The following is a 23,969-nucleotide window of genomic DNA, read 5'->3' as shown; positions in this document are numbered from 1 at the left end:
GGCACTCGGATTGCACCGAGATACCCTTGTTCAGAGGGAACAGTTCCTGGATTTCGTCAACGATCTTTTCCAGCTTCTTGTCACCGCCGAACACGATGTCCTTTTCCTGGAAGTCGGACGTGAACTGCATCGTCACGAAGGTGTCCACACCGGTCACGCCGATGTAGTAGTTACGACGGGCAGCCCACGAATACTGGCCGCAGCCCACGGGGCCGTGCGAGATGTGGATCATGTCCTTGATCGGGCCCCACACCACGCCTTTGGAACCAGCGTAGGCGCAGCCGCGGATGGTCATCACGCCAGGCAATGACTTGATGTTGGACTTCACGCCGCAGTCGGGCTTACCTTCTTCATAGGTACCCAGGTGTTTGGCGCGGCGCTTGGCCATCTTCTCTGGATAGGCCTTGAGGACTTCATCAATCAAGGCCTTGTTGGTGGCCTTGCGTTCTTCAACGGTCATGCTCATGGTGTGACTCCTGCATCGCTTGAGCGAGGTGGTGAATGGTGGTCAAGCAGCCGCAGCGGAACCGGCTTTGCCGGGCCGCCAGCGGCGCCCCCTTGAGGGGGAGCGCCGCAGGCGCTTCGGGGGTGGGGCTTACGCGGCCAGTTCAGCAGCGGACTTGCCCACTGCGGATTCATCGATGGTCTTCATGATCCCGTGCTCCATCAGCAGGTCTTCCAGCTGGTCCATGGTGATGGGGGTGGGGATCGTGCCGTTGCCGGCGTTGCCGTGGACCTTGGTGGCCAGCGTGCGGTACTCCTGAGCCTGCTTGGAGTCCGGTGCGTATTCCAGAACGGTCATGCGACGCAGTTCGGCGTGTTGCACGATGTTGTCGCGAGGCACGAAGTGGATCAGACGCGAGCCCAGCATCTTGGCCAGGGACTCGGCCAGTTCCAGTTCCTTGTCGGTCTGACGCTCGTTGCACACCAGGCCACCCAGACGCACGCCACCCGAGTTGGCGTACTTCAGAATGCCCTTGGAGATGTTGTTGGCGGCGTACATGGCCATCATTTCGCCAGACATGACGATGTAGATTTCCTGTGCCTTGTTTTCACGGATGGGCATGGCGAAGCCACCGCACACCACGTCGCCCAACACGTCGTAGGACACATAGTCCACGCCTTCGTAGGCGCCGTTTTCTTCCAGGAAGTTGATCGAAGTGATCACGCCACGACCGGCGCAACCAACTCCAGGCTCTGGGCCACCGGACTCAACGCAACGGATGTCGCGATAGCCGACCTTCATCACGTCTTCCAGTTCGAGGTCCTCCACCGAACCAGCTTCAGCAGCCAGCGACAGGATGGTGTCTTGCGCCTTTGCGTGCAGGATCAGACGGGTGGAGTCAGCCTTGGGGTCGCAGCCGACGATCAGGATCTTTTGACCCATCTCTGCCAGCGCAGCCAAGGTGTTTTGCGAGGTGGTGGACTTGCCGATACCACCCTTGCCGTAGAAGGCGATCTGTCTCAAAGAAGCCATTGCAGTTCTCCGAAGTAAGCTGAGGATTAAAAGCAGGTTGCGAAGCCGCGACCCTGATGTGCCTTTGGTGCCGATATAGGTCTTCTCGTGCCGCCACTCACTGGCCAGACATGGTCTGCGCAAGACCTCTATCGCAACTGCTGTGCCACCTGCTTCAGAAATATGCAAGTACTTGATTCAGATAGGGAAAATGCCTTTTTGCGCGTTTCAACAAGACCAAAATGTCATTGTTTGAAAGCTGACAAAACGCCACATCACGTCGTGAAGGGCACACGCGTTTCAAGCGACGTCAGGCTGGCGACATCGCGTTGTATACGGTGGTTTACGTAGGGAGGGAACCTTGGCGACGGCTCAATGGGCAGTGTGAATCCAACTGGTATGCCGATTGCATTGAAGGGTCTTGTCTCAACAAGAACGCGAACCTTCTTCTGACCTTGTTCGCGCCACTACCCAAGGACCACATCATGACCGTGACCGAGCAGAACCCCATTGAACAGACAGTATTCGGCCGCCTCGACAAAGGTCGCTACCTGCAGAACCCTGTCTTCAAGGGCATGACCCACAAGCCAGGTCGCTTCGGCTTCCGTGGTGAACTGGCCCTGCGCTTTTCGACGCAACTGGCCGACGAGGCTCGCCCTCCCGAGCTGACCTGTGATCAAGTCATGGCTGCAGCCAATACAGGTGACAGCACCCTGCCCTTCTTCACGGGCTATCTGCTGTCCTTCGAGTACCTCAAGGACGTGGCCGAAGTGCTGGGCGAAGCATTGACTGCGGGCGGCAAGTACTTCCTGTTTTGCAACAACATCGACCTGAGCAAGAAGTACCAGGTGCCTTACAAGGGCGCGATGTTTTATGTGCTGCCCATTGACGAAGGCACGGTGTACAACGAACTGCTGGAGCTGCTCTATCTGGAGCGCAACGACCTCAAGAAGCTCGACACGGCAGCCAAGCTCGACAAGATCGCCGATGCGGCCTCCAAGTTCGACGTCACCTTCGACACCATCACCTACGCAGAAGGCCTGGCGCTGATGGGCCCGGTGCGCAACCCGAACGAAAACCGTCCGGTCTGAGCATCGTCAATTGGTGAACAGCGGCGGCGCGCTCACGGTGGTGGGCAGGCTGCCACTCAACAGCGTGGCACCACCAGATTGCAAGATCTGCAAGGTGCCGCCTGTGCTGTCGTTGGCGAAACGCGCGATGACGCGTCGGCCATCGGCCAGGGAGATCTGCACACCCGTCTGACCAGTGGCATCAGAGCGAACCGCGCTGGTGACATCACCATTGGTGCCCAGCACATGCAGGAAGAGGCTCTGCGTACCGGCAGAGTCCGTCACTTCGGCGCGCTTGGGCTGCTGCAGCCATGTGTCACTGTTAGCGGGGCTGAAGGCCGGCGCTTTGACCTGGTAGCTCAAGCCAGCGGGCGCCACACGGTACACATCCAGCGCGTTGCCACTGGCAGATGACACCGTGAGGCGATCCCCATTGGCAGACACGGTGGCAGTCCCCGGCATGTTCATCGTCCAGACACGCTGGGTGCCGGCAGTGGAACCAACACGATCAAACACGATGAAGGTGGCGGGCTTGATGAACAGGTACTCGCGCTCAACCTTGGTCACAGCGGCCTTACCTGCATAGGAGGGCGTGACCCTGGCCATGCCATAGCTGTAATGGGCATTATCGACCAGCGCCTTCATCTCGCACGTGGTGTTGTAGGTCTGAGGCACAACCACACCGTTCTGCATGATGCGCACCAGGTTATTGTGTTCTTCACCCTGCTGAATGCCCGAGTGCGAGTAGATGTTGGACGTGGGCGCCAACCATTCCCCTCGGTAGATCTGGAATGCGCCTTGATCATGGTGCGCATGGCTTTCCGTATACGGGCCACAGGTGAACAGCGAATAGGCGGCCTTCTTGTCACCCCAGGCAGCGCGCATGAAGAACTGGCCGGTGCCCGATCCCCAATAGGCCGTGGACAAATCCGCCATTTGCACGGACGGCAAACTGGTGGGCGGGTACAGATAGTCTGCAAACAGCTCGAACCCGTTTTGCATCCTGGGCAAGGCCGATGCGTCCAGCACCATCTTTGAGGCGCCAGACAGCCGCTCTTGCGGGAACAGCGATGTCAGCGACAGCAGGTACTCACGGTGGTAGTCGAACAAGGCCACCGATGAATCTCGTGCCTGATCGCCAATGGCGGCAAGACGATCCAGCGTCGGCACGATCGAATGCAGCATCCAGGCTTGCGACGCCAGCGTATGTGGCGTCAGGGATGCCATGCGCTCCCCCGTGGAGCGCTCCCACCAGTCATACAACTGGTAGAGGTTCTTCATCGCCGTGCCATAGCCTGTGCCCTCACGCGAACCGCCGCCTTGCAGGTCACGCTCGAAGGTGGGCACCAGTTCTCCGGCGATCTTGGTGTGGCGGAACTGGTTGCGCCATGCGGCTGCCTGATCGTTCTCACCTGCGGTGGCCAGGCCCACCAACATCGTCGCCTTCAGGAAGGAGTAGTAATAGTTGTTGGATGGGTTGTTGACGGACCAACCCGACCACGGGAAGGCCTTGCCGCCCCAGGTGGCCGTATCCGGGTGCCAGACGTTGCTCACGGCCTGGTTCATGTAGGCGATCCAGCGTTTGCGCTGCGCATCGCTCAAGCGTGCGTTGCACCAGTCGTACACCAGGGCCACATCGCCAATGATGGGGCCGACATCCAGGTAGCTGTCACCTGACACGGCGGCCTTTTGACCCGATGAGATCAAGGCCTCTTCACCTGCCACCAGGGCATCCACCTTGGCGACCGCGAAGTCGGCGTATTTGGCATCGCCACTGACCTGGAACATCAAGGCGGCAAACCAGGCCTGGAAGGCATAGTTGCGCCCGGGGCTGCTCAACTCGCTGTCAACGAAGGACTTGAAGCGCGTGGCCGCCGGCACACCAGCGCTCAATTGCTGGCGCAGCCTTGACAAGGTAGCCGACTGACTCAGCAGCACCTTGGGATGTGCGGTAGGAATGATGGCTGGCGAAGGGCTCGGCGAACCAGCGCTTGTGCCCGTTCCTGCCCCTCCAGTTCCCGACGACGTCGAGCCCCCACTGACGCTGCTTGCACCACTTGCCGGGGCGGTAGCTGGCGTTAAGGAGCCCGTGCCAACCGATGGCACCTCGCCACCCGTAGCCGGCGTGTTGCCACCGCCGCCGCCGCCACACCCACTCAGCGCCGCTACCAGCAACGCGCCAAGTACCCATTCCCTGTTCTTGTTGAATCCAGCCACAGCCACATCCTCTTGTTATCCATCTGTATGAGGATTGTTGAACGGCGGCCGGACGCCAATCGCAACAAACTGCTGCTTATTGGTCACCAGGCGTAAGCCCGGCCCTATCAGGATCTGACCAGAACACGCCCGTGAGCAGCTCTGCCAAACGCTCAGGCCCCATGCGGAAGCCACAAGCCTGCGGATGCCCGCCACCACCCATGGCTTCAGCCAGCGGGATGGCGTTGTAGGTAGAGACCGCGCGCAAGCCCACCTTGACCGTGCCGTCCTTGGACACACTCCACAGCAGCGCAAAGCTGCCGCACTCGGCCGACAACATGTTGCCCACTTCGCTGGTAAAGGCGCCCGGGCAGTTGACCATCACGCCTTGCTGGCCATTGAAGGTCACCGGCGACGCACCGCGGGCGATGTCCTGGCACAGGTTCAGGAACTTCTCGTTCATGGCCGTGCCGCGCTGGCAGAACTCGGCCACCTGCTCGGGCTTGAAGGCCACGATCTCGGCCCAGCGTGGGAACTCGTCCGGCTCCAGATCCAGAGCCGACAGGAAGGCCGCACTCTCGGGGATGGCCCAGGTCCACAGATCACGGTCCTGGATGAAGCGGATCAGATCGGGCACGGGCTGCTCGGGGTGGAAGAACTTCCACGACAGCATCGCGCCCGATTGCGACATGTCGAAGTGCACGGCGCCACAGCGGCACTGGAACGCACCCAGCTTGTCGGCCGCGCTCTTGTGGTGATCCAGCATGACCAGCTTGGCTGCGCGCTCGTCGATGCCTCGCATGATGGCTTCGTCAAACGAGAAGTCGAGGATGTAGACGGCGCGCCCTTCCAGCGGCGGCAATTCGCTCACATCGGTGATCTTGCCGTGCGTGACACCCAGGTACTCGCCCTGCCCTTCGAAATACAACCAGGCCGCCAGCGCGGCGCCAAAACCGTCTGGGCACTTGCCGTGGTAGATCACCAGGGGGTTGGGATCGGTCTTGGCGGGTGTGACCGCCAGGCCTGGCAGAGAAGTGAAAAGTCCGTTGCTCACAGCGTGTGCGCCTTTCAAAAACGCCTTTTTGACAGGCGGAAATCAGGAAAGCGCCCATGTTAGTGGCAGTAACCCGATTCCGATCGCGAATTCACGCGTGATGGATTCACGCAAATGCCGGAAAAGACCGGCCGGCCCAGCAGTCGGGGGATGGGCTGAACGCCCCCGCGCGCCCTAGCATTCATGCACTTGTCCCACGAGGGCCAACGAACATTCCTTCCTCGAAGCTGTAGCCGCCATGATCACCATCCGTCACATCGCCCTTGCCGCCTTGATGGCCACCTCTTCTGCCGCCTTTGCTGCGCAGGAACTCGTGACCAACGGCTCGCTGACCGGCCCGATCACCAACAACGGCGTGCCCACCGGCTGGACCATCTTCGAAGGCACGCCCGACATCATGGACGGGTTGAACAACGTCGGCTTGATCAACACGCTGCGTTTTGGCGCCAACCCCACCGCATCCGCAGATGGCGGCACCTGGGTCGGCCTGGGTTCTTATGGCAGTTACATGGAACGTTTCGGCCAGACGCTCAGCGGCCTGACCGTCGGCCAGCAATACACCGTGTCCTGGGAGGCCGGCAACTTTGGCTACACCTACGGCAGCGTCAACTACCTGGGCAGCAACGCCATCAGCGTGCAGCTCGATGGCGTGACCGTCGGCTCGGGCTCGCAACTCGATCTCGGCTCGAACTGGTACAAGCAATCGCTGACTTTCACGGCTGGGTCCGCCAGCCAGCAGCTGTCCTTCATCCTGGCCTCCACCACGTCGAAGGCCTATATGTCGATCGACGGCATCTCCGTGAAAACCGCCCAGGCTGTGCCGGAACCCGCTACCTGGGCACTGATGGGCCTGGGCCTGTTTGGCGTGATCGCCGCCGCTCGCCGCAAGGCCTGAGCTGATCGGCACAACAAAGTCACAAAACTGCCTCATTTCGAGGCATTCAAGGGGCCTTCCCAGGGGGAAAGACCCTTACCAAGCGCTTGCCAACAAGGTTATCCACAGCTTGCGGGGATAAGTTCGCTGCGCGGCTGATCGCAAACGTCCCGCCGAGGTCTTTATTGACCTGACAGGGGCCTGCGCGCAGACTGACGAATTACTTCAGTCGAGTGCGGGAGCCTGCCATGTATGACGAGGATGAGGACAAGGAACTGCCAGTGTCACTGCTGCTGTCCGTCCCGGAGGACCAGCGCCGTACGTTCAAACAGTTGCGCGAGATGGCCGCGCTCAAGCATATCGACATCTACCCCAGCACGACGGATGATGGGCTGCTCGGGTTCAGGCTGGAGCAGCGTGGGGAGTCCGTGCGCTGCCGGGATCTGGATTCGCTGAAAGCAGCGTTGATTGCGCACGGCGTGCCCCTGTTGTCGGATGGCGAGTTGCAGTCGCTGCTGAAAGCCTTTCAAAGCGCATTCCTGAGAGCCATGGACGAAGGCGAAACAATCGCTTGCCCAAGCGCACGCCCACCCAAGCACTGACCGTTTCGACGCCCCACCACACGTCATATGCCGAGTGCAATATGCATGATCATGCTCGGCGTAATGCAAACGCGAATAATTCTTGATAACATACAGGTCATCATTGGCCAGTATCGGTTCCCGGCTACTGGCTCTTTTCCACAACGTTGATTCAGGAATGCTCGCCATGGCTACATCCTTTACCCGCCTGTCCATGCTTGCCCTCGCTGTCATGGCCTTTGCTGCTCAGGCTGACGACAAGACCCTCAATATCTATTCCGCTCGTCACTACCAGACAGACGAAGCCCTCTACGCCAACTTCACCAAGCTGACCGGCATCAAGGTCAATCGTCTGGATGGCAAGGAAGACGAGTTGCTGGAGCGTATCAAGACCGAAGGCGCCAAATCGCCTGCCGACATCCTGATCACGGTTGATGCCGCCCGACTGGAGATTGCCGATCAGGCAGGTTTGTTCGCGCCCATCCAATCCAAAGTGCTGGACAAGCGCATCCCGGCCAACCTCCGCACGCCAAACTGGATTGCGTTCTCCACTCGCGCCCGCTTGATCGCCTACAACAAGTCTGCCGTCAAGGCCGAATGGGTGCAGACCTATGGCGACCTCGCCCATCCGCGCCTGAAAGGCCAGGTATGCGTGCGTTCGGGCTCGCACCCCTATAACCTGTCGCTGGGTGGCGCGTTCATCGCCCACCAGAGCGAACAGCAGGCGGAAGCCTGGGCCCGTGGTCTGGTGCAGAACTTTGCTCGCAGCCCAAAGGGTGGCGACACGGACCAGCTCAAGGCCGTGGCCGCCGGGGAGTGTGGGGTGACCATTACCAACAGCTACTACCTGGCACGCCTGATGCGCTCGAACAAACCAGAGGACCGCAAGGTCGTCGAGGCGCTTGGCGTGGCATGGCCCAACCAGCAGACCTGGGGCACCCATATCAATGTGTCCGGCGCAGGCATCATCAAGACCGCGCCCAACAAAGCGGCCGCCATGCAGTTTCTGGAGTACCTGAGCAGCGATCAAGCCCAGGCCTATTTCGCCGACGGCAACAACGAGTGGCCAGCGGTAGCATCCGTCAAGATTGACAACCCCGCACTGACGGCGCTGGGCCAGTTCAAGCCCGACACCATTGGCGTGGGTGAACTGGCAAAGAATGCGGCCAAGGCCCAGAAGCTGTTCGACCGGGCAGGCTGGCGTTAAGTTAAGGCACAGGGCTCAGCGCCGGCCTCCTGGCAATCGACTCCGAGCGATCTCGCGAGACAAAACGATCAAAGGCAGCAAGCCCACCACCACAATGGTCAGCGCCGCTGTGGAGGCCTCGGCCAAGCGCTCATCGGAGGCCAGCGTATAGGCCTGCGTTGCCAGGGTATCGAAGTTGAACGGCCGCATGACCAAGGTGGCCGGCAACTCCTTCATCACGTCGATGAACACCATCAACAGCGCCGTCAACAAGCTACCGCGAAGCAAGGGGAAATGCACCCTGCGCAAGGTCTGTGCGGGGCTCAGGCCCAGACTGCGGGCCGCGTGATCCATGTTCGGCGTGACCTTGAGCAAGCCCGCATCCACCGACTGCAAGGCTGGCGTCAGAAAGCGCACCACGCAGGCATAGACCAGTCCGGTGATGCCACCGGTGATCAGCAAACCGCCCGTCCACCCAACCGACTGCTCCAGCCATGTCGTCAGTATCTTGTCGACATGCGTGACCGGAATCAGCACGCCCACGGCAATCACGGTACCGGGTAGTGCATAGCCCAGCCCACCCAGCCGGTGCGTCATGCGCACGGCCCAATGCGGCTGCAGGCGTGCAACATAGGCCAGCAACACCGCCAGCATGACAGCGATGAAAGCCGTCAGCGCGGACACTGTCAGGCTATTGGTGGCCAACTCGATGAAGCGTGGGCCGAACTGGGCATCCCCCTGGCTCAGTGACATGTTCAGCAAAATACCGGCCGGCAACAGGAACCCGGCGCACACCGGAATCATGCAGGCTAGCACCGCCAGTGCGGCTCGCCACCCACCCACGCGGATGCCACTCAGACGTGATCGGCGCAAAGTGGTGTCATGAAAACGCGCCCGCCCGCGAGACAGCCGCTCGAACATCAACACAAGCACAACGAACCCCAGCAAAGTCGAAGCCAGTTGCGCGGCTGCCACCCGGTCGCCTAAAGAAAACCAGGCCCGGTAGATGCCCGTGGTGAAGGTCTGAACCCCAAAGTAGGACACAGCCCCGAAATCGGCCAAGGTTTCCATCAGGGCCAGAGAAACGCCTGCAGCAATGGCCGGCCTGGCCAGCGGCAGCGACACCCTGAAGAAACTGCCCCAGGGCCCCAGGCCGAGCACACGCCCTACCTCCAGCATGCCACCGGCGCGCTCCAGGAAAGCGGTACGCGCCAACATGTAGACATACGGATAGAGAACCAGCGAAAACAGCACCACGGCGCCCCCCAGTGAACGCACATCGGGGAACCAGTAGTCTGCACGTGACCATCCGAATGCCTCGCGCAAGCCCGTCTGCACCGGGCCAACAAACTGAAGCAAGTCGGTATACGTGTATGCCATCACATACCCGGGAACAGCCAGCGGTAGCACCAACGCCCACTCCAGCGCGCCGCGCAAGGGAAAGTCGTAGCGGCTCACCAGCCAGGCTGCCCCCACCCCCATGCTCGCCGTGCCCAGGCCGACGCCCAGGCAAAGCCACAAGGTGGACCAGATGTAATCAGGCAGCACCGTCCCGGCCAGGTGCGACCAGGTATCCGCCGTATCACTGGGTGACAGCACCTGCGCCAGCACGGCCAGTACAGGCAGGGCCACCAGAGCCCCCACCAGCAAGGCCACAATCATCAGCCAACGCGACGACACACGCTGGAACAGCGAGGGAGACTGGAAGGTTGGGGCGAGGAAAACAGACATGGCGCAACTGAGAATTATCATCGCTACTTCAGTTGTTTGACACCCTCGACATGCACGCCGCCCACGACCCTGCCCAAACGCCTTCGCCACCGCCTGGGCCACCCTGGCTGATCGTGGAGGACATGACCCTCCAGTACGGGCCCAAAGCCATTGTCGAAAACCTGAGTTTCTCGCTGCCACAAGGCGCCATCGCCTGCCTGTTGGGCCCTTCCGGCTGCGGCAAGACTTCTGTATTGCGCGCACTGGCCGGTTTCGAACCCCTCACGGCAGGAAGCATCTCTCTGGATGGCCGCACACTCAGCCAGCCAGGTCGCGTCGTGCCGCCAGAGCAACGTCGCATCGGCATGGTCTTTCAGGACTACGCCCTCTTCCCGCACCTGACCGTGGCGCAGAATGTCCGCTTCGGTCTGCGGGGGCATCCCGATGCGGATCGCCGCGTGGCCGACATGCTCGACACCGTGGGTCTGGCTCATGCTGCACGCCGCTATCCGCATGAGCTCTCGGGGGGGCAGCAACAGCGTGTGGCGCTTGCCCGCGCCCTGGCGCCTCAACCTGCCGTGCTGCTGCTGGATGAGCCGTTCTCCAACCTGGACGTGGCCCTGAGGGAGCGTCTGGCGGGCGAGGTCCGCGACATTCTGAAAGCCACTCGCACCACTGCGGTACTTGTCACACACGACCAGCACGAGGCGTTCGCCATGGCCGACGTGGTGGGCGTGCTGGCAGAGGGCCGGCTACAGCAATGGGACACGGCCTATGCCCTGTACCACCGCCCCGCCAATCGATGCGTGGCCAACTTCGTAGGCCAAGGCGCTTTCGTTCATGCTCGGGTTCTGGATGCGCATCGACTGCAACTGGAGGTAGGCGTGGTCCCGGATGACCAGGCGACTTTCTTCACCGAAGACCGCATGCCTTTTTTGGCCGACAGCCGTGTCGACGTGCTGCTGCGACCCGACGATGTCGTGCACGATGATGCCAGCCCCATCCAGGCTCGCGTCGTCCACAAGGCATTCAAAGGAGCAGAGTTTCTCTACACCTTGGCCCTGGCCGATGGTTCCGAAGTACTCTCGACCGTGCCCTCACACCATGACCACGCCATTGGCGAGGCCATCGGCATCCGCCTGGACATGAGCCACGTCGTGGCCTTTGAAAACACGCAGGCATGACAAGAGAGAACAGGATCCACTGATGATTGACGCACTGATTGCCGGCAGATTGCAAGGCCAGCCAAGCGAAAAGACCGGCAAGAACGGCAAGCCCTATGTGATTGCCAAGGTTCGCGCCACCGCAGGAGATGGCGAGAACCTGATCGTCAATGTGATCACCTTCAGTGACGCCGTCGGTGACGCACTGCTGGCCATGGATGAGGGCGACAGCGTGGCCCTGTCAGGCGCCCTGACGCCCAAGGTCTGGACGGACCGCGATGGCCAGGTACGCCCCGCCCTGGATCTGATCGCCCATCAGATCCTGACGGCCTACAACGTCAACCGAAAGCGCGAGGCCGCAGGCGAAGACGCCCAGGCCTGAACGCCTCAGCCGACGACCTTGGTGAACTGGTCGTCGCCGACGAAGCTGGTGTACCACGCATCCATCAAGCCACTCACCAACGCGGTTTCCACGTCGGCACGCTGGCCGAGCCAATCGATCAACACCTGCCGATCTTCGTCGGTCACGCTGCCACGGCCCAGTCGGGAGACAAAGCCACCCGACGCCCAACCGCCAAACTCCAAGCCGCGCGGGTCGATGACGTCGGTCAGCAAGGCATCCACGAAGCTGATGTCCAGGGTGCCAGGCTTGCGCTGGACCTTGAAGGCCAGCCCGAATTCCTGAAACTCCCCGACGTGGAGTTTCTTGCGCAGGCGTCGGCTACGTTGTTTGGCCATGTTTGTCCGTATGAAAAATGAGTGCTGGAAAAGCACGATGCGCAATGTACAGCGCACATCACGCCCAGAAACAACAAAGCCCAGTCTTGCGGACTGGGCTAAGTGCTTGATTCAGATGGTGCCGGAGAAAGGAATCGAACCCTCGACCTTCTCATTACGAATGAGCTGCTCTACCGACTGAGCTACACCGGCTTCCAAGACCAAAATTCTAGCATGGCAATTTACTGCGCTTCACGGTGGTAGGCGGTGACGCGGTCCACTTCGTTTTTGGAGCCCAACACCACGCTCACACGCTCGTGCAGTTGCGAGGGGTTGATCTCCATGATGCGCTGCAGGCCATTTGTGGATGCGCCACCGGCTTGCTCCACCAGGAAGCTCATCGGGTTGGCTTCGTACATCAGGCGCAGCTTGCCGGGCTTGTTGGGCTCGCGCTTGTCCCAGGGGTACATGAACACGCCGCCACGGGTCAGGATGCGGTGCACGTCAGCCACCATCGAGGCCACCCAGCGCATGTTGAAGTCCTTGCCGCGAGGGCCTTCCTTGCCCTGCAGGCACTCGTCGATGTAGCGCTTCACAGGGTCAGCCCAGTGGCGCATGTTCGACATGTTGATGGCGAATTCCTTGGTGTCCTCGGGGATCTTGACGTCGGCTTCGGTCAGCACCCAAGCGCCTTGCTCGCGGTCCAGCGTGAACATGACCACACCCTTGCCCACGGTCAGTACCAGGGTAGTTTGCGGGCCGTAGACGCAGTAACCGGCACAGACCTGATCGGTACCAGCTTGCAGGAAGCTGTCGTTGGTGACGTCGCCACCCTTGTGCTTGAGCACAGAGAAGATGGTGCCGATGCTGACGTTCACGTCGATGTTGGAAGAACCATCGAGGGGATCAAACAGCAACAGGTATTCACCTTGCGGGTAGCGGTGCGGCACGGCGTGCATATCATCCATTTCTTCGGATGCCATGCCGGCCAAGTGGCCGCCCCATTCGTTGGCCTCGATCAACACCTCGTTGGCGATGATGTCAAGCTTCTTCTGGACTTCGCCCTGCACGTTTTCGCTGCCGGCGGTGCCCAGCACTTCACCCAAGGCGCCTTTGTTGACGCTGATGGCAATGCTCTTGCAGGCACGCGCCACGACTTCGATGAGCAGGCGCAATTGCGAGGGAATCTGGGCTTCGCCCCGCTGCTGCTCGATCAGGTACTGCGTGAGACTGATGCGTTTGGACATGTTGTGGTCTCTGTGGATATGGATGGGAAAGTGGAGTGAGCGCGATCAGTCCTGCAGCGCGCGCGTGACGATCTCGCGCACGTCATCGGACAGCTCGGGGCGTGCTGCCACGCGGCTGATGGCCTCGCGCGCAGCCGAGCGATAGGGCTCGGCCAGACGGCGCCAGTGGTCCATCGAGCGGGCCAGGCGTGCGGCCAGTTGCGGGTTGATGCCGTCGATCTCGATGACGCGGTCTGCCCAGAACACGTAGCCAGCGGCATCGGTGCGATGGAAGGCGGCCGGGTTCGACTGGCACAGCGCCATCAGCAGACTGCGGGCGCGGTTGGGCGTGCGCAGCGTGAAGTCAGGGTGCTGCAACAGGGTCTTGGCTCGCGCAAAAACCTTGCCGTCCTTTTCGGGGGCCGTCACCTGCAGCGTGAACCACTTGTCGATGACCAGGGCCTCGTTGCGGAACTGCTCGTGGAAAAGCGCCAGCGCGGGGGTGGCCAGTTCAGCATGGCTGTGCACCAGGGCCTGCAAGGCACCCAGGCGGTCGGTCATGTTGGTGGCGTCCTTGAAGCGCTGATAGGCCCGGCCCGTCCAGATCGGGTTGTGGCGTGCAGCGCCATCCAGCGCCAGCATGCTCAGCGCCAGATTGCACAGGGCACGGCGGCCCGCGCTGATGGGATCGGGCGAATAACCGCTGCTGTCCTGGTGGTGCTCGAAGGCCCAGACCCAGTCCTCATGCAGGGCGTGCGCCAGCTGCGCCTTCATGGCTTCGCGTGCGGTGTGGATGCGCTGTGGATCGACCACGTCGAGCTGTTCGGCCACATAGGCCTCGCTCGGCAGGGTCAGCACCAGCTCCTTGAAGGCGGCGTCCAACTCGGCATTGCGCAGCACGTTGCGCATGGCGTCGATGAAGCGGTGATCCAGCTCCATGTGGCCGTTGCCATGCACCGCGTGCAGGATGCGGCGCAGGGCCAGCTTCTGGGCAGCTTCCCAACGGTTGAACGGGTCCAGATCGTGGGTCAGCAGCGTGAACAGCGCATCGTCGCTGAGCTCGGTTTCCAGCACCACAGGGGCCGAGAAGCCACGCAGCAGCGAAGGCACGGGCTCGACGGGCACATGCACGAAGGTGAAGGTCTGCGAGGCTTCAGACAACACCAGCACCGTGTCATGCCCGATCGGATCGAGGTAGCCTTCCAGGTGCAGGTTGATGTTGCGTCCATCCACGCCCACCAGGCCCATGGCCACGGGGATCACGGCGGGCTGCTTGACAGGCTGGCCTGGCGTGGCCGCACTGGTCTGGCTCAGCGTCAGGGTGTAGATGCGGTTGTCGGCGTCGTACACACCGTGGGCCTGTACGCGAGGTGTACCAGCCTGGCTGTACCAGTGCTTGAACTGCCCCAGGCGCGTGGCCAACTCGCTGTTCGGATTGGCATCGGCAATGGCCTGGGCGAAGTCGTCACAGGTCACGGCCTGGCCGTCATGGCGGCTGAAGTACAGCGCCATGCCCTTGGCAAAGCCTTCGTGGCCCACCAGGGTGTGCATCATGCGCACGACTTCAGCGCCCTTTTCATACACGGTGGCGGTGTAGAAATTATCAATGGCCAGATAGCTGTCAGGGCGCACCGGATGGGCCATGGGGCCCGCATCTTCGGGGAACTGCAGCTGGCGCAGGGTGCGCACGTCTTCAATGCGTTTCACGGCACGGGCGCTCTTGCTGCCGGCCATGTCCTGGCTGAACTGCTGGTCACGGAAGACGGTCAGGCCTTCCTTGAGCGAGAGCTGGAACCAGTCGCGGCAGGTGACGCGGTTGCCCGTCCAGTTGTGGAAGTACTCGTGGGCGACCACGCTCTCCACGTTGCCGAAGTCCACATCAGTGGCCGTGGCGGGGTTGGCCAGAACGAACTTCGTGTTGAAGATGTTCAGGCCCTTGTTCTCCATCGCGCCCATGTTGAAGTCGCTCACGGCGACGATCATGAAGCGCTCCAGATCCAGGCTCAGGTTGAAGCGAGACTCATCCCAGGCAATGGACGCGATCAGCGAATTCATCGCGTGCTCGGTCTTGTCCAGGTCACCGGCGCGCACATAGATCTGCAGCAGGTGGTCCTTGCCGGCGCGGGTGCGGATGCGTTGCTCGCGGCGCACCAGATCAGCGGCCACCAGGGCAAACAGGTAGCAGGGCTTGGGATGCGGGTCTTCCCAGACGGCGTAGTGGCGAGCGGCGTCAATGGCGCCCTCTTCCACCAGATTGCCGTTGGACAGCAGCACCGGGTACTTCAGCTTGTCCGCCTTCAAGGTGACCTTGAAGGTGGCCATCACGTCCGGACGATCCAGAAAGTAGGTGATGCGCCGGAAGCCCAGGGCCTCGCACTGCGTGAAGAAGCCACCGCTGCTGGTGTACAGGCCCGACAGGTGCGTGTTCTTCTCTGGCGCGCAGGTGTTGCGGATCTCCAGATGGAAGGGCTGCGCAGGCAGGTTCTCCAGCACGAGTTGCTGGTTCTCGAACCGGAACGAGACCGGCTCGCCATCGACCAGCACACGGGTCAGGTTGATGTCTTCACCGTCCAGGCGCAGTGGCGCACCCGGCAGGTTGACGTTGGGTTCCACGGTCATCTTGTTGATGACCAGGGTCTTCGCGGGATCCAGATCGAAGGTCAGATCGACCGTTCGGATCCAGAAAGCCGGCGCCGCATAGTCTTCGCGGCGAATCAGAGGGGCGGTACCTTCACGCATGTCGGAGAGTCCTTTGGATGAAGAACTTCAAGGAAGCCTGTTGCAGGGGTAGCTGCTTAAACGCCTTGTTTGAGGCTGGCTTCGATGAACTGGTCAAGATCACCATCCAGCACCTTCTGGGTGTTGGAGATTTCAACGTTGGTACGCAAGTCCTTGATGCGGCTGTTGTCCAGCACGTAGGAACGGATCTGGTGTCCCCAGCCCACATCGGTCTTGGTGTCTTCGAGCTTTTGCTGCTCTTCCTGGCGCTTGCGCATCTCGTGGTCATACAGACGCGAACGCAGGCGCTTCCAGGCGACGTCACGGTTGCTGTGCTGGCTACGGCCATCCTGGCACTGTACGACGATGCCGGTCGGGATGTGCGTCAAGCGCACGGCAGAGTCGGTCTTGTTGATGTGCTGACCGCCCGCGCCGCTGGCACGGAAGGTGTCGGTACGCACGTCAGCCGGGTTGATCTCGATCTCGATCGTGTCGTCGATTTCCGGATAGACAAAGACGCTGGCAAAGCTGGTGTGACGGCCCCCGGACGAATCGAATGGCGACTTGCGAACCAGGCGGTGCACGCCAGTCTCGGTACGCAGCAGGCCAAAAGCGTATTCGCCTTCGACCTTGATCGTGGCGCTCTTGATGCCTGCCGTATCACCATCGGTGATGTCTTCGACGGTACAGGTGAAGCCCTTGCGCTCGGCGTAACGTGTGTACTGGCGCAGCAGCATGCTGGCCCAGTCGCAAGCCTCGGTCCCACCGGCACCAGCCTGGATGTCGACAAAGGCGGGCAGCGGATCGGCCGGGTTGTTGAACATGCGGCGGAATTCCAGCTCGCCCACGCGGGCAGCCTGGGCGGCCACATCATCGGCAATCGCTTGCAGGCCGTCCATGTCACCGTCGGACTTGGACATGTCGAACAGCTCGGCGTTGTCTGCCAGCCCCGTTTCCAGCTCGGAGATGGTCACGACCACGTTTTCAAGCGACTTCTTTTCCTTGCCCAACTCCTGGGCGCGCTTGGGGTCGTTCCAGACGGACGGGTCTTCGAGTTCGGCGTTGACTTCGCTCAGGCGGCGGGATTTTTCATCCCAGTCAAAGATACCTCCGAAGCTCGGCGGTCCGCTGGGTCAGGTCGGCGATTTGAGCACCCAGGGCGTTGATGTGTTCGATGTCCATGTGAATCCTGCGCAAAAAAGGTGTCTGTCGTTATTCGGTTCAAGTCAAAAAGGCCCTGCAGTCCGTGACTGGAGCCTTTTTCAATGGGCATATTTTCTCACGCGATGGCGGGATCTGTCGCCTTCAGAAAGTTGGCAATGTGGACAGCCAGCTCTTCGGGCTGGTCATGGTGCAGCATATGGCCCGCGTTCTGGATGCTTTCCAGGCGGAAATCGGGGACGAGTTTCACGCGATCCAGAAATTCATCCCTGGAAAACTTGCCGTTGAACAGCATGAAATACAGCGTTTCGGTGCCTTCGACAAATAAAACCGGACATGCGATACGTTGCAGAAAGGCGCAAACCTCTTCCACGCGATAGAGGATGGGCTGTGGACGCTTGTGGGCCGCATCGGCGTTGATCACCCAGCGGTTGCCCAGTTTGCGCGCCCAGTGGCCTGCAAGCCACAAGGCAAAAGACTCGCGCAGACGCGGGTTGTTGGCCTGCAAGCGTTTGGCCACTTCGGGCAAGGTGGCGTAATCCTTGAGTTGCACGGGCTTTTTCAGCTCGTCCAGCCACTTGATGTAGCGCTCTGGCGCTTCTTGCGGCTGTGTGGCCGGCATGCCGAAGCCCTCCAGATTGACCAGCTTGCGGATGCGTTCGGAGCGCACCCCGGCATACAGCATCACCACATTGCCGCCCATGCTGTGGCCCAGCAAGTCGATCTTCTGGCCCGGCGCGAGCTGATCGAGCAGCACATCCAGATCACCCAGGTAATCAGCAAAGAAGTAGCTGTCGGTCTGAGGCACTTCGGTCAGGCCGAAGCCACGCCAGTCGATCGCCACGATAGGGCGATCCGCCCAGCCAGGCTGTTGCCTCAATGCATCAACCATGAACTGGAAGGAGGCTGAGGTGTCCATCCAGCCATGCACCATCACCAGCAAAGGCTGCTCGGGCGTGACTCGGGACGTGTCACCCCAGGTCAAGACGTGGTGTTTCAAGCCCCGCACAGTGAGGTAGGTCGACGTGGCGTTGTAGATAGGCACATAGGCCTGCGCACTGGACATGAGGAAACGGTCTCCAAACTGTGAACTTGTACCGACGTCGCGAACCCCCTTTAAGGGGGAGGTCCCGATTGCCAGCGCCCATCATCGCCGAAGACACTGTTTTTCACCTAAGCTGACCGGCTCAGCGAAACAGACACACATCGAACGATTCCAGGTCCGTGAGCGCCGTCATCCCATCCAACATGCAACAGCAGGCTCCCGCCTCCCCCACCGTTCCGGCACTTGGTCGGTTCGGGCCCATTGCCGTCTCCGTGGCGGCGGTGGCGGCGGTCAGCATGGGTTTGATCGCCTGGTCGCACATGGGCTGGCACAAGCTGCAGCAACGCGCCCACGTGTTCGACACGCTGCTGTCCGAGGCGCAGTTCCAGACCAGGCAGAGCCAGTGGCTGGCAGAACAACGTGTGCTGGGCCAGGCTGACATCAGCGATGTGATGGTGGACCAACCCGCCGCCAAGGCCCAGTCGACCGTGCGCCAGTTGCACGATCTGGCGCCGCCCGCTCTGGACCCGGCCCTGCAGCACCTGCTGAGCAAGATTGACCAGACGCGCCAGGCACTGACCAAACGCCTGCGCACGCCCGCCTCGCTGGACGCCGCGGGCCTGCAACATATGCTGACCGAGGTGGACGAGGCCACCCGGATCGCCGCGCAGAGTTGGGCCACCGAGCTCGACAAGGAAACCCAAGCGCAACACCGGCTCGACAAGATCAACATGGGCCTGGTGGGCGGCATGACCTTGCTGCTGCTGACCTTGATGGCGCGCGCCCACCGCCAGCGCGAACAGGCCACTGATGCGCTCAAGGCTCGCGAAGCCCAGTTGCGTGCTTTTGCCGAAGTCCTGCCCGACCTGGCCTTCCGCATGGACGCCCACGGGCACTACCTCGATATCTACGGCAGCAACCTGCCCCTGCTGGGCCGGCCTCGCGAGGCCATGCTGGGCCTCAACCTGAAGGACTTCTTCCCGGCGGACATGTCCGCGCGCTTCATGGGCGTGTTGCAACAGGCCTTGCAAAGTCGCGTCTCTCAATCGCTGACCTTCAGCATCCCGGTCAACCGCGAACGCAAGCACTTCGACAGCCGTTGCGCCCCCATCGGCGACACCAATGAAGTCGTCTGGATGATCTGGGACATCACCTCGCGGCGCCAGATCGAACACCGCTTGCGCCGCAAGACGCGCATGTACGACTTCCTCAGCCACGTCAACCAGACCATCGTGCGCTCGGAAGATGTGGACACGCTGCTGGAAAAGGTGTGCGAAGTGGCGGTGGACCATGGTCAGTTCCGCAAGGCCTGGGTGGCCATGTTCGACGAAGACGATCGCCGCCACCTGAGCTGCGTGGCCCTGGCCGGTGACGCGGCCCCGGCTGAAGCCAGCCTGAGCTTTGACCTGCTGCCGTCCGAAACCACCGACGCCACACTGGACATGGCCTTGCGCCACGGCCGCACCTTCCGCACCCGTGACCTGGGCCAATGCGCCATGCGCCCAGCCTGGACGGACGAGGCCATTGCAGCGGGCATCCCCGGCTGCGTGATCGTGCCCCTGCACCGCGACAACCTGCTGGTGGGCCACCTGATCCTGCTGGGCAAGCGTGTGGACGACCACGACACCGACGAACTGTCGCTGTTTGAAGACCTCTCCAGCGATCTGTCCTTCGCCTTGCACAACCTGCACCGCGAAGCCTTGCGCGATGAGGCCGAAGAACGCATCCGCCTGCACGCCGCCGCACTGGAGAGCACGCAGGACGGCATGATGGTTCTGGGACGCAACCGCATGGTCGTGTCCATCAACCCGGCCTTCACGGCGCTCACCGGCTATGACGAGCTGGAAGTGGTGGGCAAATCACCGGAATTTCTGCTGCCCGATCGCCCGGACGAAACCCTGGCCGACATGCGCGCCGAGATGATCGGCTCAGGCTACTGGCAAGGCGAGGTCTGGTTCCGCCGCAAGACGGGTGAGCTGTTCATGACCAAGCTGTCCGTCAGCGCCGTCAAGAGCAACCGAGGCCGCCCTACTCACTTTGTAGGCGTGTTCACCGACATCACCCAGATCAAGCAGACCGAAGAGCGCCTGGCCAAGATGGCGCACTTCGACCCGCTCACCGAGTTGCCCAACCGCGTGATGATCCATCAGCGCCTGGCGCATGCGGTGAACCTGGCGCAGCGCCACCACACGCTGGTGGGCGTGATCTTCATCGACCTGGATAACTTCAAGACCGTCAATGACGGGCTGGGGCATGCCGCCGGCGACAGCCTGCTCAAACAGGTGGCCCAACGCCTGCGCCAGCGCGTGCGCCAGGAAGACACACTGGGCCGACTGGGTGGCGACGAGTTCATCCTGGTGCTCGAACACCTGCGCCATCCGCAGCAGGCCGCGCATGTGGCAACGGCCATTCTGGACACGCTGAACCAGCCTTTCACGCTGGACGGCGGCCAGCAGGTCTATGTGCGCGCCAGCATCGGCATCAGCCTGTTCCCGGCAGATGGCCAGGATGCGCCGGAACTGGTCCGCAACGCGGACGCGGCCATGTACGAATCCAAGCGACGCGGTCGCAACAGCTTCAGCTTCTACACCGAAGCCTTTACCAGCGACGCCACCTCGCGCCTGCAACTGGAAACCCGTCTGCGCCGCGCCGTCGAGCACGGCGAGTTCGTGCTGCACTACCAGCCCATGATCAATCTGGAGACACGCCGGGTCACCGCCGTGGAAGCGCTGGTGCGACTGAAGGCCCCGACCGAATCGGATGTCTGCCTGCCCTCGGTCAGTCCCAACCAGTTCATCCCCGTGATGGAAGAAACCGGCATGATCGTGGCGCTCAGCGAATGGGTGCTGCAGGAGGCCTGCCGTCAGGGCAAGGCCTGGCTGGATGCTGGCCTGGACTTTGGCCGCATCGCCGTGAACCTGTCGCCCAGCGAGATCCGCCGGGGCGGCGTGGTCGAGCGCCTGTCACGCATCCTCAACCGCACGGGCCTGCCACCCGACAGGCTGGAAATCGAGATCACCGAAAGCGGCCTGATGGAATCCGGCATGGGCGCCGAGCAGTTCCTGCAGATGCTGCACGCGCTGGGCGTCTTCCTGTCCATCGACGATTTCGGCACGGGCTACTCGTCGCTGGCCTATCTGAAGCGCTTCCCCGTGCACCAACTCAAGATCGACCGCAGCTTCGTGCAGGATCTACCCGGCAACGACAGCGATGCCCAGTTGGTCGGCACCATGATTTCGATGGCACACGGCCTGCGCATGAATGTGGTGGCCGAAGGCGTGGAGATGCCCGACCAGGAAGCCTTCCTGGCCAGCCGGGGTTGCGACGTGGTTCAAGGCTACCTCTACAGCCGCCCGGTGCCCGCCGTTCAGATCGAGCACATGCTGGAAAACGTCAACGGCAAGCAAAAATAGCACGATCGTTCGATAATGGGTTCCCGTTCAACGAAGCAGGTCCCCCATGAGCGATTCCAAGCGCGACTCCCAGCGTGGTTCCCAGGCGTCCGTCACCACCTTGGCCCAGATCCTGGCCAACCGACAGCGAAGCGATACCCGTGTCAGCTTTGTGGTTAATGAGGATTGGGCCCAGGGTCGCACCACCTTCGGCGGCCTGCTGTCGGCGCTGGTCGTGCAGGCCATGCGGGATGTGTGCGGCGCCAACTGGCCGCTGCGTGCCTTGCAGACCAACTTCGTGGGCCCGGTGGCGCCCGGCACCATGACGGTGGACGTGACCCTGTTGCGCCAGGGCAAGAACGTGCGCCAGGTGCAAGCCCGTGTCACCCAACTGGATGCCCAGGGCCAGGAACAGATCGGCGGTGTGCTGCTGGGCGTGTTCGGCACAGGCCGTGAATCGGCCATGCCCCATCTGCGCCCCGAGCGTCCCAGCGTGGCCAAGGAACCGCACGAGGCCATGAAGTGGCCCTATGTGCCCAATGTGATGCCCGCATTCACCCAGCATCTGGACATCCGCCACGCAGAAGGCAGCGTGCCCTTCAGTGGCTCCAAGGAATGGCACAGCCGCACCCACATCCGCCTGCATGAATCGGATGGTGTCGATGCCGAACTGCAGGCCGTGCTGCTGGCAGACGCTGGCCCCACACCGGCACTGGGCCAGCTCAAGGGCTTTGCACCGGCTTCATCGGTGTCATGGGCACTGGAGTTGCGCCCCGTCGAGGTGGGTGACCCCAAGGGTTTCTGGCGCATGGACAAGGACGCGCTGGCCACAGGCGAAGGCTACGTCAACGAAAAAACCAGCTTGTGGACGCCCTGCGGTCAACTGGCCGCGCTGGGCTACCAGGTGGTGGCCGTGTATGCCTGATGCCGCCACGCCCACGACGGACGACAGCGAGCTGGCGCAACCACGCTCGATGTGGCACCTGTTCGTGGCGTTTTCGGTGCTGGCCTTGCAGGGCTTCGGTGGCGTGATCGCCGTGGCCCAGCGGGAGTTGTGCGAGCGCCGCCGCTGGCTCACGCCGCAGGACTTTGTCGAGCTGCTCAGCGGCGCGCAGGTCCTGCCCGGCCCGAACGTGTGCAACCTCTCGCTGATGATTGGCGACCGCTTCTTCGGCTGGCGTGGCGCGCTCGTGGCCTTGTCTGGCATGATCGCCGCCCCCATGGCCTTGATGCTCCTGCTGGCCTGGCTGTTGGGTGAAGCATCTCACGTGGCGCAGGTACAAGGCCTCATCAAAGGCGCCTTGGGTGGCATCGCAGCCGTGGCGGCGGGCCAGATCGTGGGCACCGTGCTCAAGCTGGCCGCGCCCATCAAGCACCATGTCCTGGGCTGGCCCACCTGCGCGGCGCTGGCCGCACTGGCCTTCAGCATGATGGCCTTCCTGCACTGGCCACTGGTGTGGGTGCTGCTCGGGCTGGGCTTGCTCACCTGCACCGGCACCTACCTCCTGCTGCTTCGCCGCGCGCTGAGTGCCCCCAGGAGCCAGGCATGACACCCTTGATGTGGGCGCCGGAGACCTGGTGGTCGCTGTTCGGTCACTTCCTGGCCTTGTCGCTGATGTCGATCGGTGGCGCCATCACCCTGGTGCCCGACATGCATCGCCGCCTGGTCACCGACAGCGGGCTGCTCGGCGACGCGGACTTCACCTCGTCCATCGCGCTGGCTCAGGCCGCGCCCGGCCCCAACGTGCTGTTCGTGGCCCTGATGGGCTGGTATGCCGGTGGCCTGGGCGGCGCCATCGTGAGCATGCTGGGCATCATGCTGCCCTCCACCACGCTGGCGCTGTCGGTCTCGCGCTGGGTCTCCACGAGACGGCACTGGCTGAGCGTGCAGGCCTTTCAGGCCGGCATGATCCCCGTGACGATCGGCCTGCTGCTGGCCACGGGCTGGCATCTGGCACCATCGGCACAAGGGCAACCCAGAGCCCTGCTGCTCAGCATCGTGATCGCGCTGCTGGTGTGGCGCACCAAGGTTTCGCTGATATGGCTGGTCGCTGCAGGTGCCGCTCTGGGTGCCATGGGGCTGGTCTGACAGGCTTTGACGGAATGAACCATGAGCACTGCATCCACTGAACTGAACATCGCCCACAAGCCGGACATCGGCCGATTCGAGGCCATCGTCGATGGCTTGCGCTGCGAAGCCGATTACCGCCTGGACGGCCACACCATGCACATGACGCATACCGGCGTGCCGGGTCAGCTTGAAGGCCGGGGCATCGCAGCGGCGCTGGTCAAGGCCGCCCTGAGCTGGGCACGCACAGAAGGCCATCAGGTGAACCCGCTGTGCAGCTACGTGCGCGTGTACATCAAGCGCCACCCCGAGTGGCAGGATCTGCTGGCCTGACCCGCGCGGGGTGATCTGG

The 23,969-nt window shown here is 62.1% G+C and carries 21 protein-coding genes and 1 tRNA gene; 11 read left to right on the top strand and 11 right to left on the bottom strand.

The window, feature by feature from the left end; genetic code table 11:
- Positions 1 to 466 (bottom strand): nitrogenase component 1 (locus HY836_RS17490; RefSeq protein WP_290678769.1); only part of this gene is annotated, 466 nt, incomplete at its 3' end.
- A gap of 129 nt (positions 467 to 595) precedes the next feature.
- The gene (gene nifH, locus HY836_RS17485) at positions 596 to 1,477 is read right to left on the bottom strand and encodes a nitrogenase iron protein (RefSeq protein WP_290678766.1); all 882 of its coding nucleotides are present in this window, start codon (positions 1,475 to 1,477) and stop codon (positions 596 to 598) included.
- A 464-nt stretch (positions 1,478 to 1,941) separates the two neighbouring features.
- On the opposite strand from nifH, the gene HY836_RS17480 reads away from it, so the two are divergent.
- Positions 1,942 to 2,547: a hypothetical protein gene (locus HY836_RS17480; RefSeq protein WP_290678763.1), complete on the top strand. Its 606-nt coding sequence runs from the start codon at positions 1,942 to 1,944 to the stop codon at positions 2,545 to 2,547.
- 6 nt (positions 2,548 to 2,553) lie between these two features.
- Here the strand turns inward: HY836_RS17480 and HY836_RS17475 are convergent, their stop codons facing one another.
- Together HY836_RS17475 and HY836_RS17470 are read right to left on the bottom strand one after the other, a co-directional pair.
- Positions 2,554 to 4,464, bottom strand: a complete 1,911-nt coding sequence (locus tag HY836_RS17475) for a hypothetical protein (protein ID WP_290678760.1) — start codon at positions 4,462 to 4,464, stop codon at positions 2,554 to 2,556.
- Positions 4,465 to 4,819: 355 nt separating this feature from the next.
- Positions 4,820 to 5,776 (bottom strand): DHH family phosphoesterase, encoded by a 957-nt coding sequence (locus HY836_RS17470; RefSeq protein WP_290678757.1) that lies wholly within the window; start codon positions 5,774 to 5,776, stop codon positions 4,820 to 4,822.
- A gap of 238 nt (positions 5,777 to 6,014) precedes the next feature.
- Here HY836_RS17470 and HY836_RS17465 point away from each other — a divergent pair, with 238 nt between their 5' ends.
- The 3 genes from HY836_RS17465 (at position 6,015) to HY836_RS17455 (ending at position 8,438) form a co-directional block, all read left to right on the top strand.
- On the top strand, positions 6,015 to 6,671 hold the full coding sequence (locus HY836_RS17465) for a PEP-CTERM sorting domain-containing protein (protein ID WP_290678754.1): 657 nt from the start codon (positions 6,015 to 6,017) through the stop codon (positions 6,669 to 6,671).
- 227 nt (positions 6,672 to 6,898) lie between these two features.
- Positions 6,899 to 7,252 (top strand): hypothetical protein, encoded by a 354-nt coding sequence (locus HY836_RS17460; RefSeq protein WP_290678751.1) that lies wholly within the window; start codon positions 6,899 to 6,901, stop codon positions 7,250 to 7,252.
- A gap of 166 nt (positions 7,253 to 7,418) precedes the next feature.
- Complete coding sequence (locus HY836_RS17455) at positions 7,419 to 8,438, top strand: Fe(3+) ABC transporter substrate-binding protein (RefSeq protein WP_290678748.1); 1,020 nt, start codon at positions 7,419 to 7,421, stop codon at positions 8,436 to 8,438.
- 15 nt (positions 8,439 to 8,453) lie between these two features.
- Here the strand turns inward: HY836_RS17455 and HY836_RS17450 are convergent, their stop codons facing one another.
- Positions 8,454 to 10,079, bottom strand: coding sequence for an iron ABC transporter permease (locus tag HY836_RS17450; RefSeq protein WP_290678778.1), 1,626 nt, complete (start codon positions 10,077 to 10,079; stop codon positions 8,454 to 8,456).
- A gap of 191 nt (positions 10,080 to 10,270) precedes the next feature.
- Between HY836_RS17450 and HY836_RS17445 the strand changes: the two genes are divergently transcribed.
- Positions 10,271 to 11,311 (top strand): ABC transporter ATP-binding protein, encoded by a 1,041-nt coding sequence (locus tag HY836_RS17445; protein WP_290678775.1) that lies wholly within the window; start codon positions 10,271 to 10,273, stop codon positions 11,309 to 11,311.
- 22 nt (positions 11,312 to 11,333) lie between these two features.
- Positions 11,334 to 11,672 (top strand): single-stranded DNA-binding protein, encoded by a 339-nt coding sequence (locus HY836_RS17440; RefSeq protein WP_290678745.1) that lies wholly within the window; start codon positions 11,334 to 11,336, stop codon positions 11,670 to 11,672.
- Positions 11,673 to 11,677: 5 nt separating this feature from the next.
- Here the strand turns inward: HY836_RS17440 and HY836_RS17435 are convergent, their stop codons facing one another.
- The 6 genes from HY836_RS17435 to HY836_RS17410 all read right to left on the bottom strand — a co-directional run bounded on the left by HY836_RS17435 (position 11,678) and on the right by HY836_RS17410 (position 18,178).
- Positions 11,678 to 12,028, bottom strand: coding sequence for a 50S ribosome-binding protein YggL (locus tag HY836_RS17435; RefSeq protein ID WP_290678742.1), 351 nt, complete (start codon positions 12,026 to 12,028; stop codon positions 11,678 to 11,680).
- Positions 12,029 to 12,144: 116 nt separating this feature from the next.
- A tRNA-Thr gene (locus tag HY836_RS17430) sits at positions 12,145 to 12,220 on the bottom strand.
- A 29-nt stretch (positions 12,221 to 12,249) separates the two neighbouring features.
- Complete coding sequence (locus HY836_RS17425; RefSeq protein ID WP_290678739.1) at positions 12,250 to 13,254, bottom strand: class 1 fructose-bisphosphatase; 1,005 nt, start codon at positions 13,252 to 13,254, stop codon at positions 12,250 to 12,252.
- A 45-nt stretch (positions 13,255 to 13,299) separates the two neighbouring features.
- Positions 13,300 to 15,972, bottom strand: a complete 2,673-nt coding sequence (pepN, locus tag HY836_RS17420) for an aminopeptidase N (RefSeq protein ID WP_290678736.1) — start codon at positions 15,970 to 15,972, stop codon at positions 13,300 to 13,302.
- A gap of 56 nt (positions 15,973 to 16,028) precedes the next feature.
- Positions 16,029 to 17,133, bottom strand: a protein-coding gene (gene prfB / locus HY836_RS17415; protein ID WP_290678733.1) for a peptide chain release factor 2 whose coding sequence is annotated in 2 segments (ribosomal slippage) — positions 16,029 to 17,051 and positions 17,053 to 17,133 — 1,104 coding nt in all. Because the reading frame shifts where the segments join, the coding sequence is not laid out codon by codon here.
- Positions 17,134 to 17,230: 97 nt separating this feature from the next.
- Positions 17,231 to 18,178 (bottom strand): alpha/beta hydrolase, encoded by a 948-nt coding sequence (locus tag HY836_RS17410; protein WP_290678730.1) that lies wholly within the window; start codon positions 18,176 to 18,178, stop codon positions 17,231 to 17,233.
- 158 nt (positions 18,179 to 18,336) lie between these two features.
- On the opposite strand from HY836_RS17410, the gene HY836_RS17405 reads away from it, so the two are divergent.
- The 5 genes from HY836_RS17405 to HY836_RS17385 are packed head-to-tail and all read left to right on the top strand — an operon-like array spanning position 18,337 to position 23,950.
- The gene (locus HY836_RS17405) at positions 18,337 to 21,570 is read left to right on the top strand and encodes a GGDEF and EAL domain-containing protein (RefSeq protein WP_290678728.1); all 3,234 of its coding nucleotides are present in this window, start codon (positions 18,337 to 18,339) and stop codon (positions 21,568 to 21,570) included.
- 46 nt (positions 21,571 to 21,616) lie between these two features.
- Positions 21,617 to 22,474: a thioesterase family protein gene (locus tag HY836_RS17400; protein WP_290678725.1), complete on the top strand. Its 858-nt coding sequence runs from the start codon at positions 21,617 to 21,619 to the stop codon at positions 22,472 to 22,474.
- On the top strand, positions 22,467 to 23,099 hold the full coding sequence (locus tag HY836_RS17395; protein WP_290678722.1) for a chromate transporter: 633 nt from the start codon (positions 22,467 to 22,469) through the stop codon (positions 23,097 to 23,099). Before HY836_RS17400 ends, HY836_RS17395 begins: the two co-directional genes overlap by 8 nt.
- Positions 23,096 to 23,638 carry a chromate transporter gene (locus tag HY836_RS17390; protein WP_290678718.1) on the top strand — a complete coding sequence of 181 codons (543 nt, stop codon included), beginning with the start codon at positions 23,096 to 23,098 and terminating at the stop codon, positions 23,636 to 23,638. The genes HY836_RS17395 and HY836_RS17390 overlap by 4 nt, the downstream gene beginning before the upstream one ends.
- Positions 23,639 to 23,659: 21 nt before the next feature.
- A complete protein-coding gene (locus HY836_RS17385; protein ID WP_290678715.1) occupies positions 23,660 to 23,950 on the top strand; it encodes a GNAT family N-acetyltransferase in 291 nt (96 codons plus the stop codon).
- Positions 23,951 to 23,969: the final 19 nt, after the last annotated feature.

It is taken from the genome of Aquabacterium sp., assembly GCF_016234775.1.
Classification (GTDB): Bacteria; Pseudomonadota; Gammaproteobacteria; order Burkholderiales; family Burkholderiaceae_C; genus Aquabacterium.
The sequence above is the reverse complement of the archived record's forward strand: the minus strand, read 5'-3'. Positions and strand labels throughout refer to the sequence as shown.

What these genes read in the sequence shown, in the direction of transcription:
- nifH (WP_290678766.1), bottom strand. Translation starts at nt 1,477, where the DNA reads ATGGCTTCTTTGAGACAGATCGCCTTCTACGGCAAGGGTGGTATCGGC.
- HY836_RS17480 (WP_290678763.1), top strand. Translation starts at nt 1,942, where the DNA reads ATGACCGTGACCGAGCAGAACCCCATTGAACAGACAGTATTCGGCCGC.
- HY836_RS17465 (WP_290678754.1), top strand. Translation starts at nt 6,015, where the DNA reads ATGATCACCATCCGTCACATCGCCCTTGCCGCCTTGATGGCCACCTCT.
- HY836_RS17460 (WP_290678751.1), top strand. Translation starts at nt 6,899, where the DNA reads ATGTATGACGAGGATGAGGACAAGGAACTGCCAGTGTCACTGCTGCTG.
- HY836_RS17455 (WP_290678748.1), top strand. Translation starts at nt 7,419, where the DNA reads ATGGCTACATCCTTTACCCGCCTGTCCATGCTTGCCCTCGCTGTCATG.
- HY836_RS17450 (WP_290678778.1), bottom strand. Translation starts at nt 10,079, where the DNA reads ATGATTGTGGCCTTGCTGGTGGGGGCTCTGGTGGCCCTGCCTGTACTG.
- HY836_RS17445 (WP_290678775.1), top strand. Translation starts at nt 10,271, where the DNA reads ATGACCCTCCAGTACGGGCCCAAAGCCATTGTCGAAAACCTGAGTTTC.
- HY836_RS17440 (WP_290678745.1), top strand. Translation starts at nt 11,334, where the DNA reads ATGATTGACGCACTGATTGCCGGCAGATTGCAAGGCCAGCCAAGCGAA.
- HY836_RS17435 (WP_290678742.1), bottom strand. Translation starts at nt 12,028, where the DNA reads ATGGCCAAACAACGTAGCCGACGCCTGCGCAAGAAACTCCACGTCGGG.
- HY836_RS17425 (WP_290678739.1), bottom strand. Translation starts at nt 13,254, where the DNA reads ATGTCCAAACGCATCAGTCTCACGCAGTACCTGATCGAGCAGCAGCGG.
- pepN (WP_290678736.1), bottom strand. Translation starts at nt 15,972, where the DNA reads ATGCGTGAAGGTACCGCCCCTCTGATTCGCCGCGAAGACTATGCGGCG.
- HY836_RS17410 (WP_290678730.1), bottom strand. Translation starts at nt 18,178, where the DNA reads ATGTCCAGTGCGCAGGCCTATGTGCCTATCTACAACGCCACGTCGACC.
- HY836_RS17400 (WP_290678725.1), top strand. Translation starts at nt 21,617, where the DNA reads ATGAGCGATTCCAAGCGCGACTCCCAGCGTGGTTCCCAGGCGTCCGTC.
- HY836_RS17395 (WP_290678722.1), top strand. Translation starts at nt 22,467, where the DNA reads ATGCCTGATGCCGCCACGCCCACGACGGACGACAGCGAGCTGGCGCAA.
- HY836_RS17390 (WP_290678718.1), top strand. Translation starts at nt 23,096, where the DNA reads ATGACACCCTTGATGTGGGCGCCGGAGACCTGGTGGTCGCTGTTCGGT.
- HY836_RS17385 (WP_290678715.1), top strand. Translation starts at nt 23,660, where the DNA reads ATGAGCACTGCATCCACTGAACTGAACATCGCCCACAAGCCGGACATC.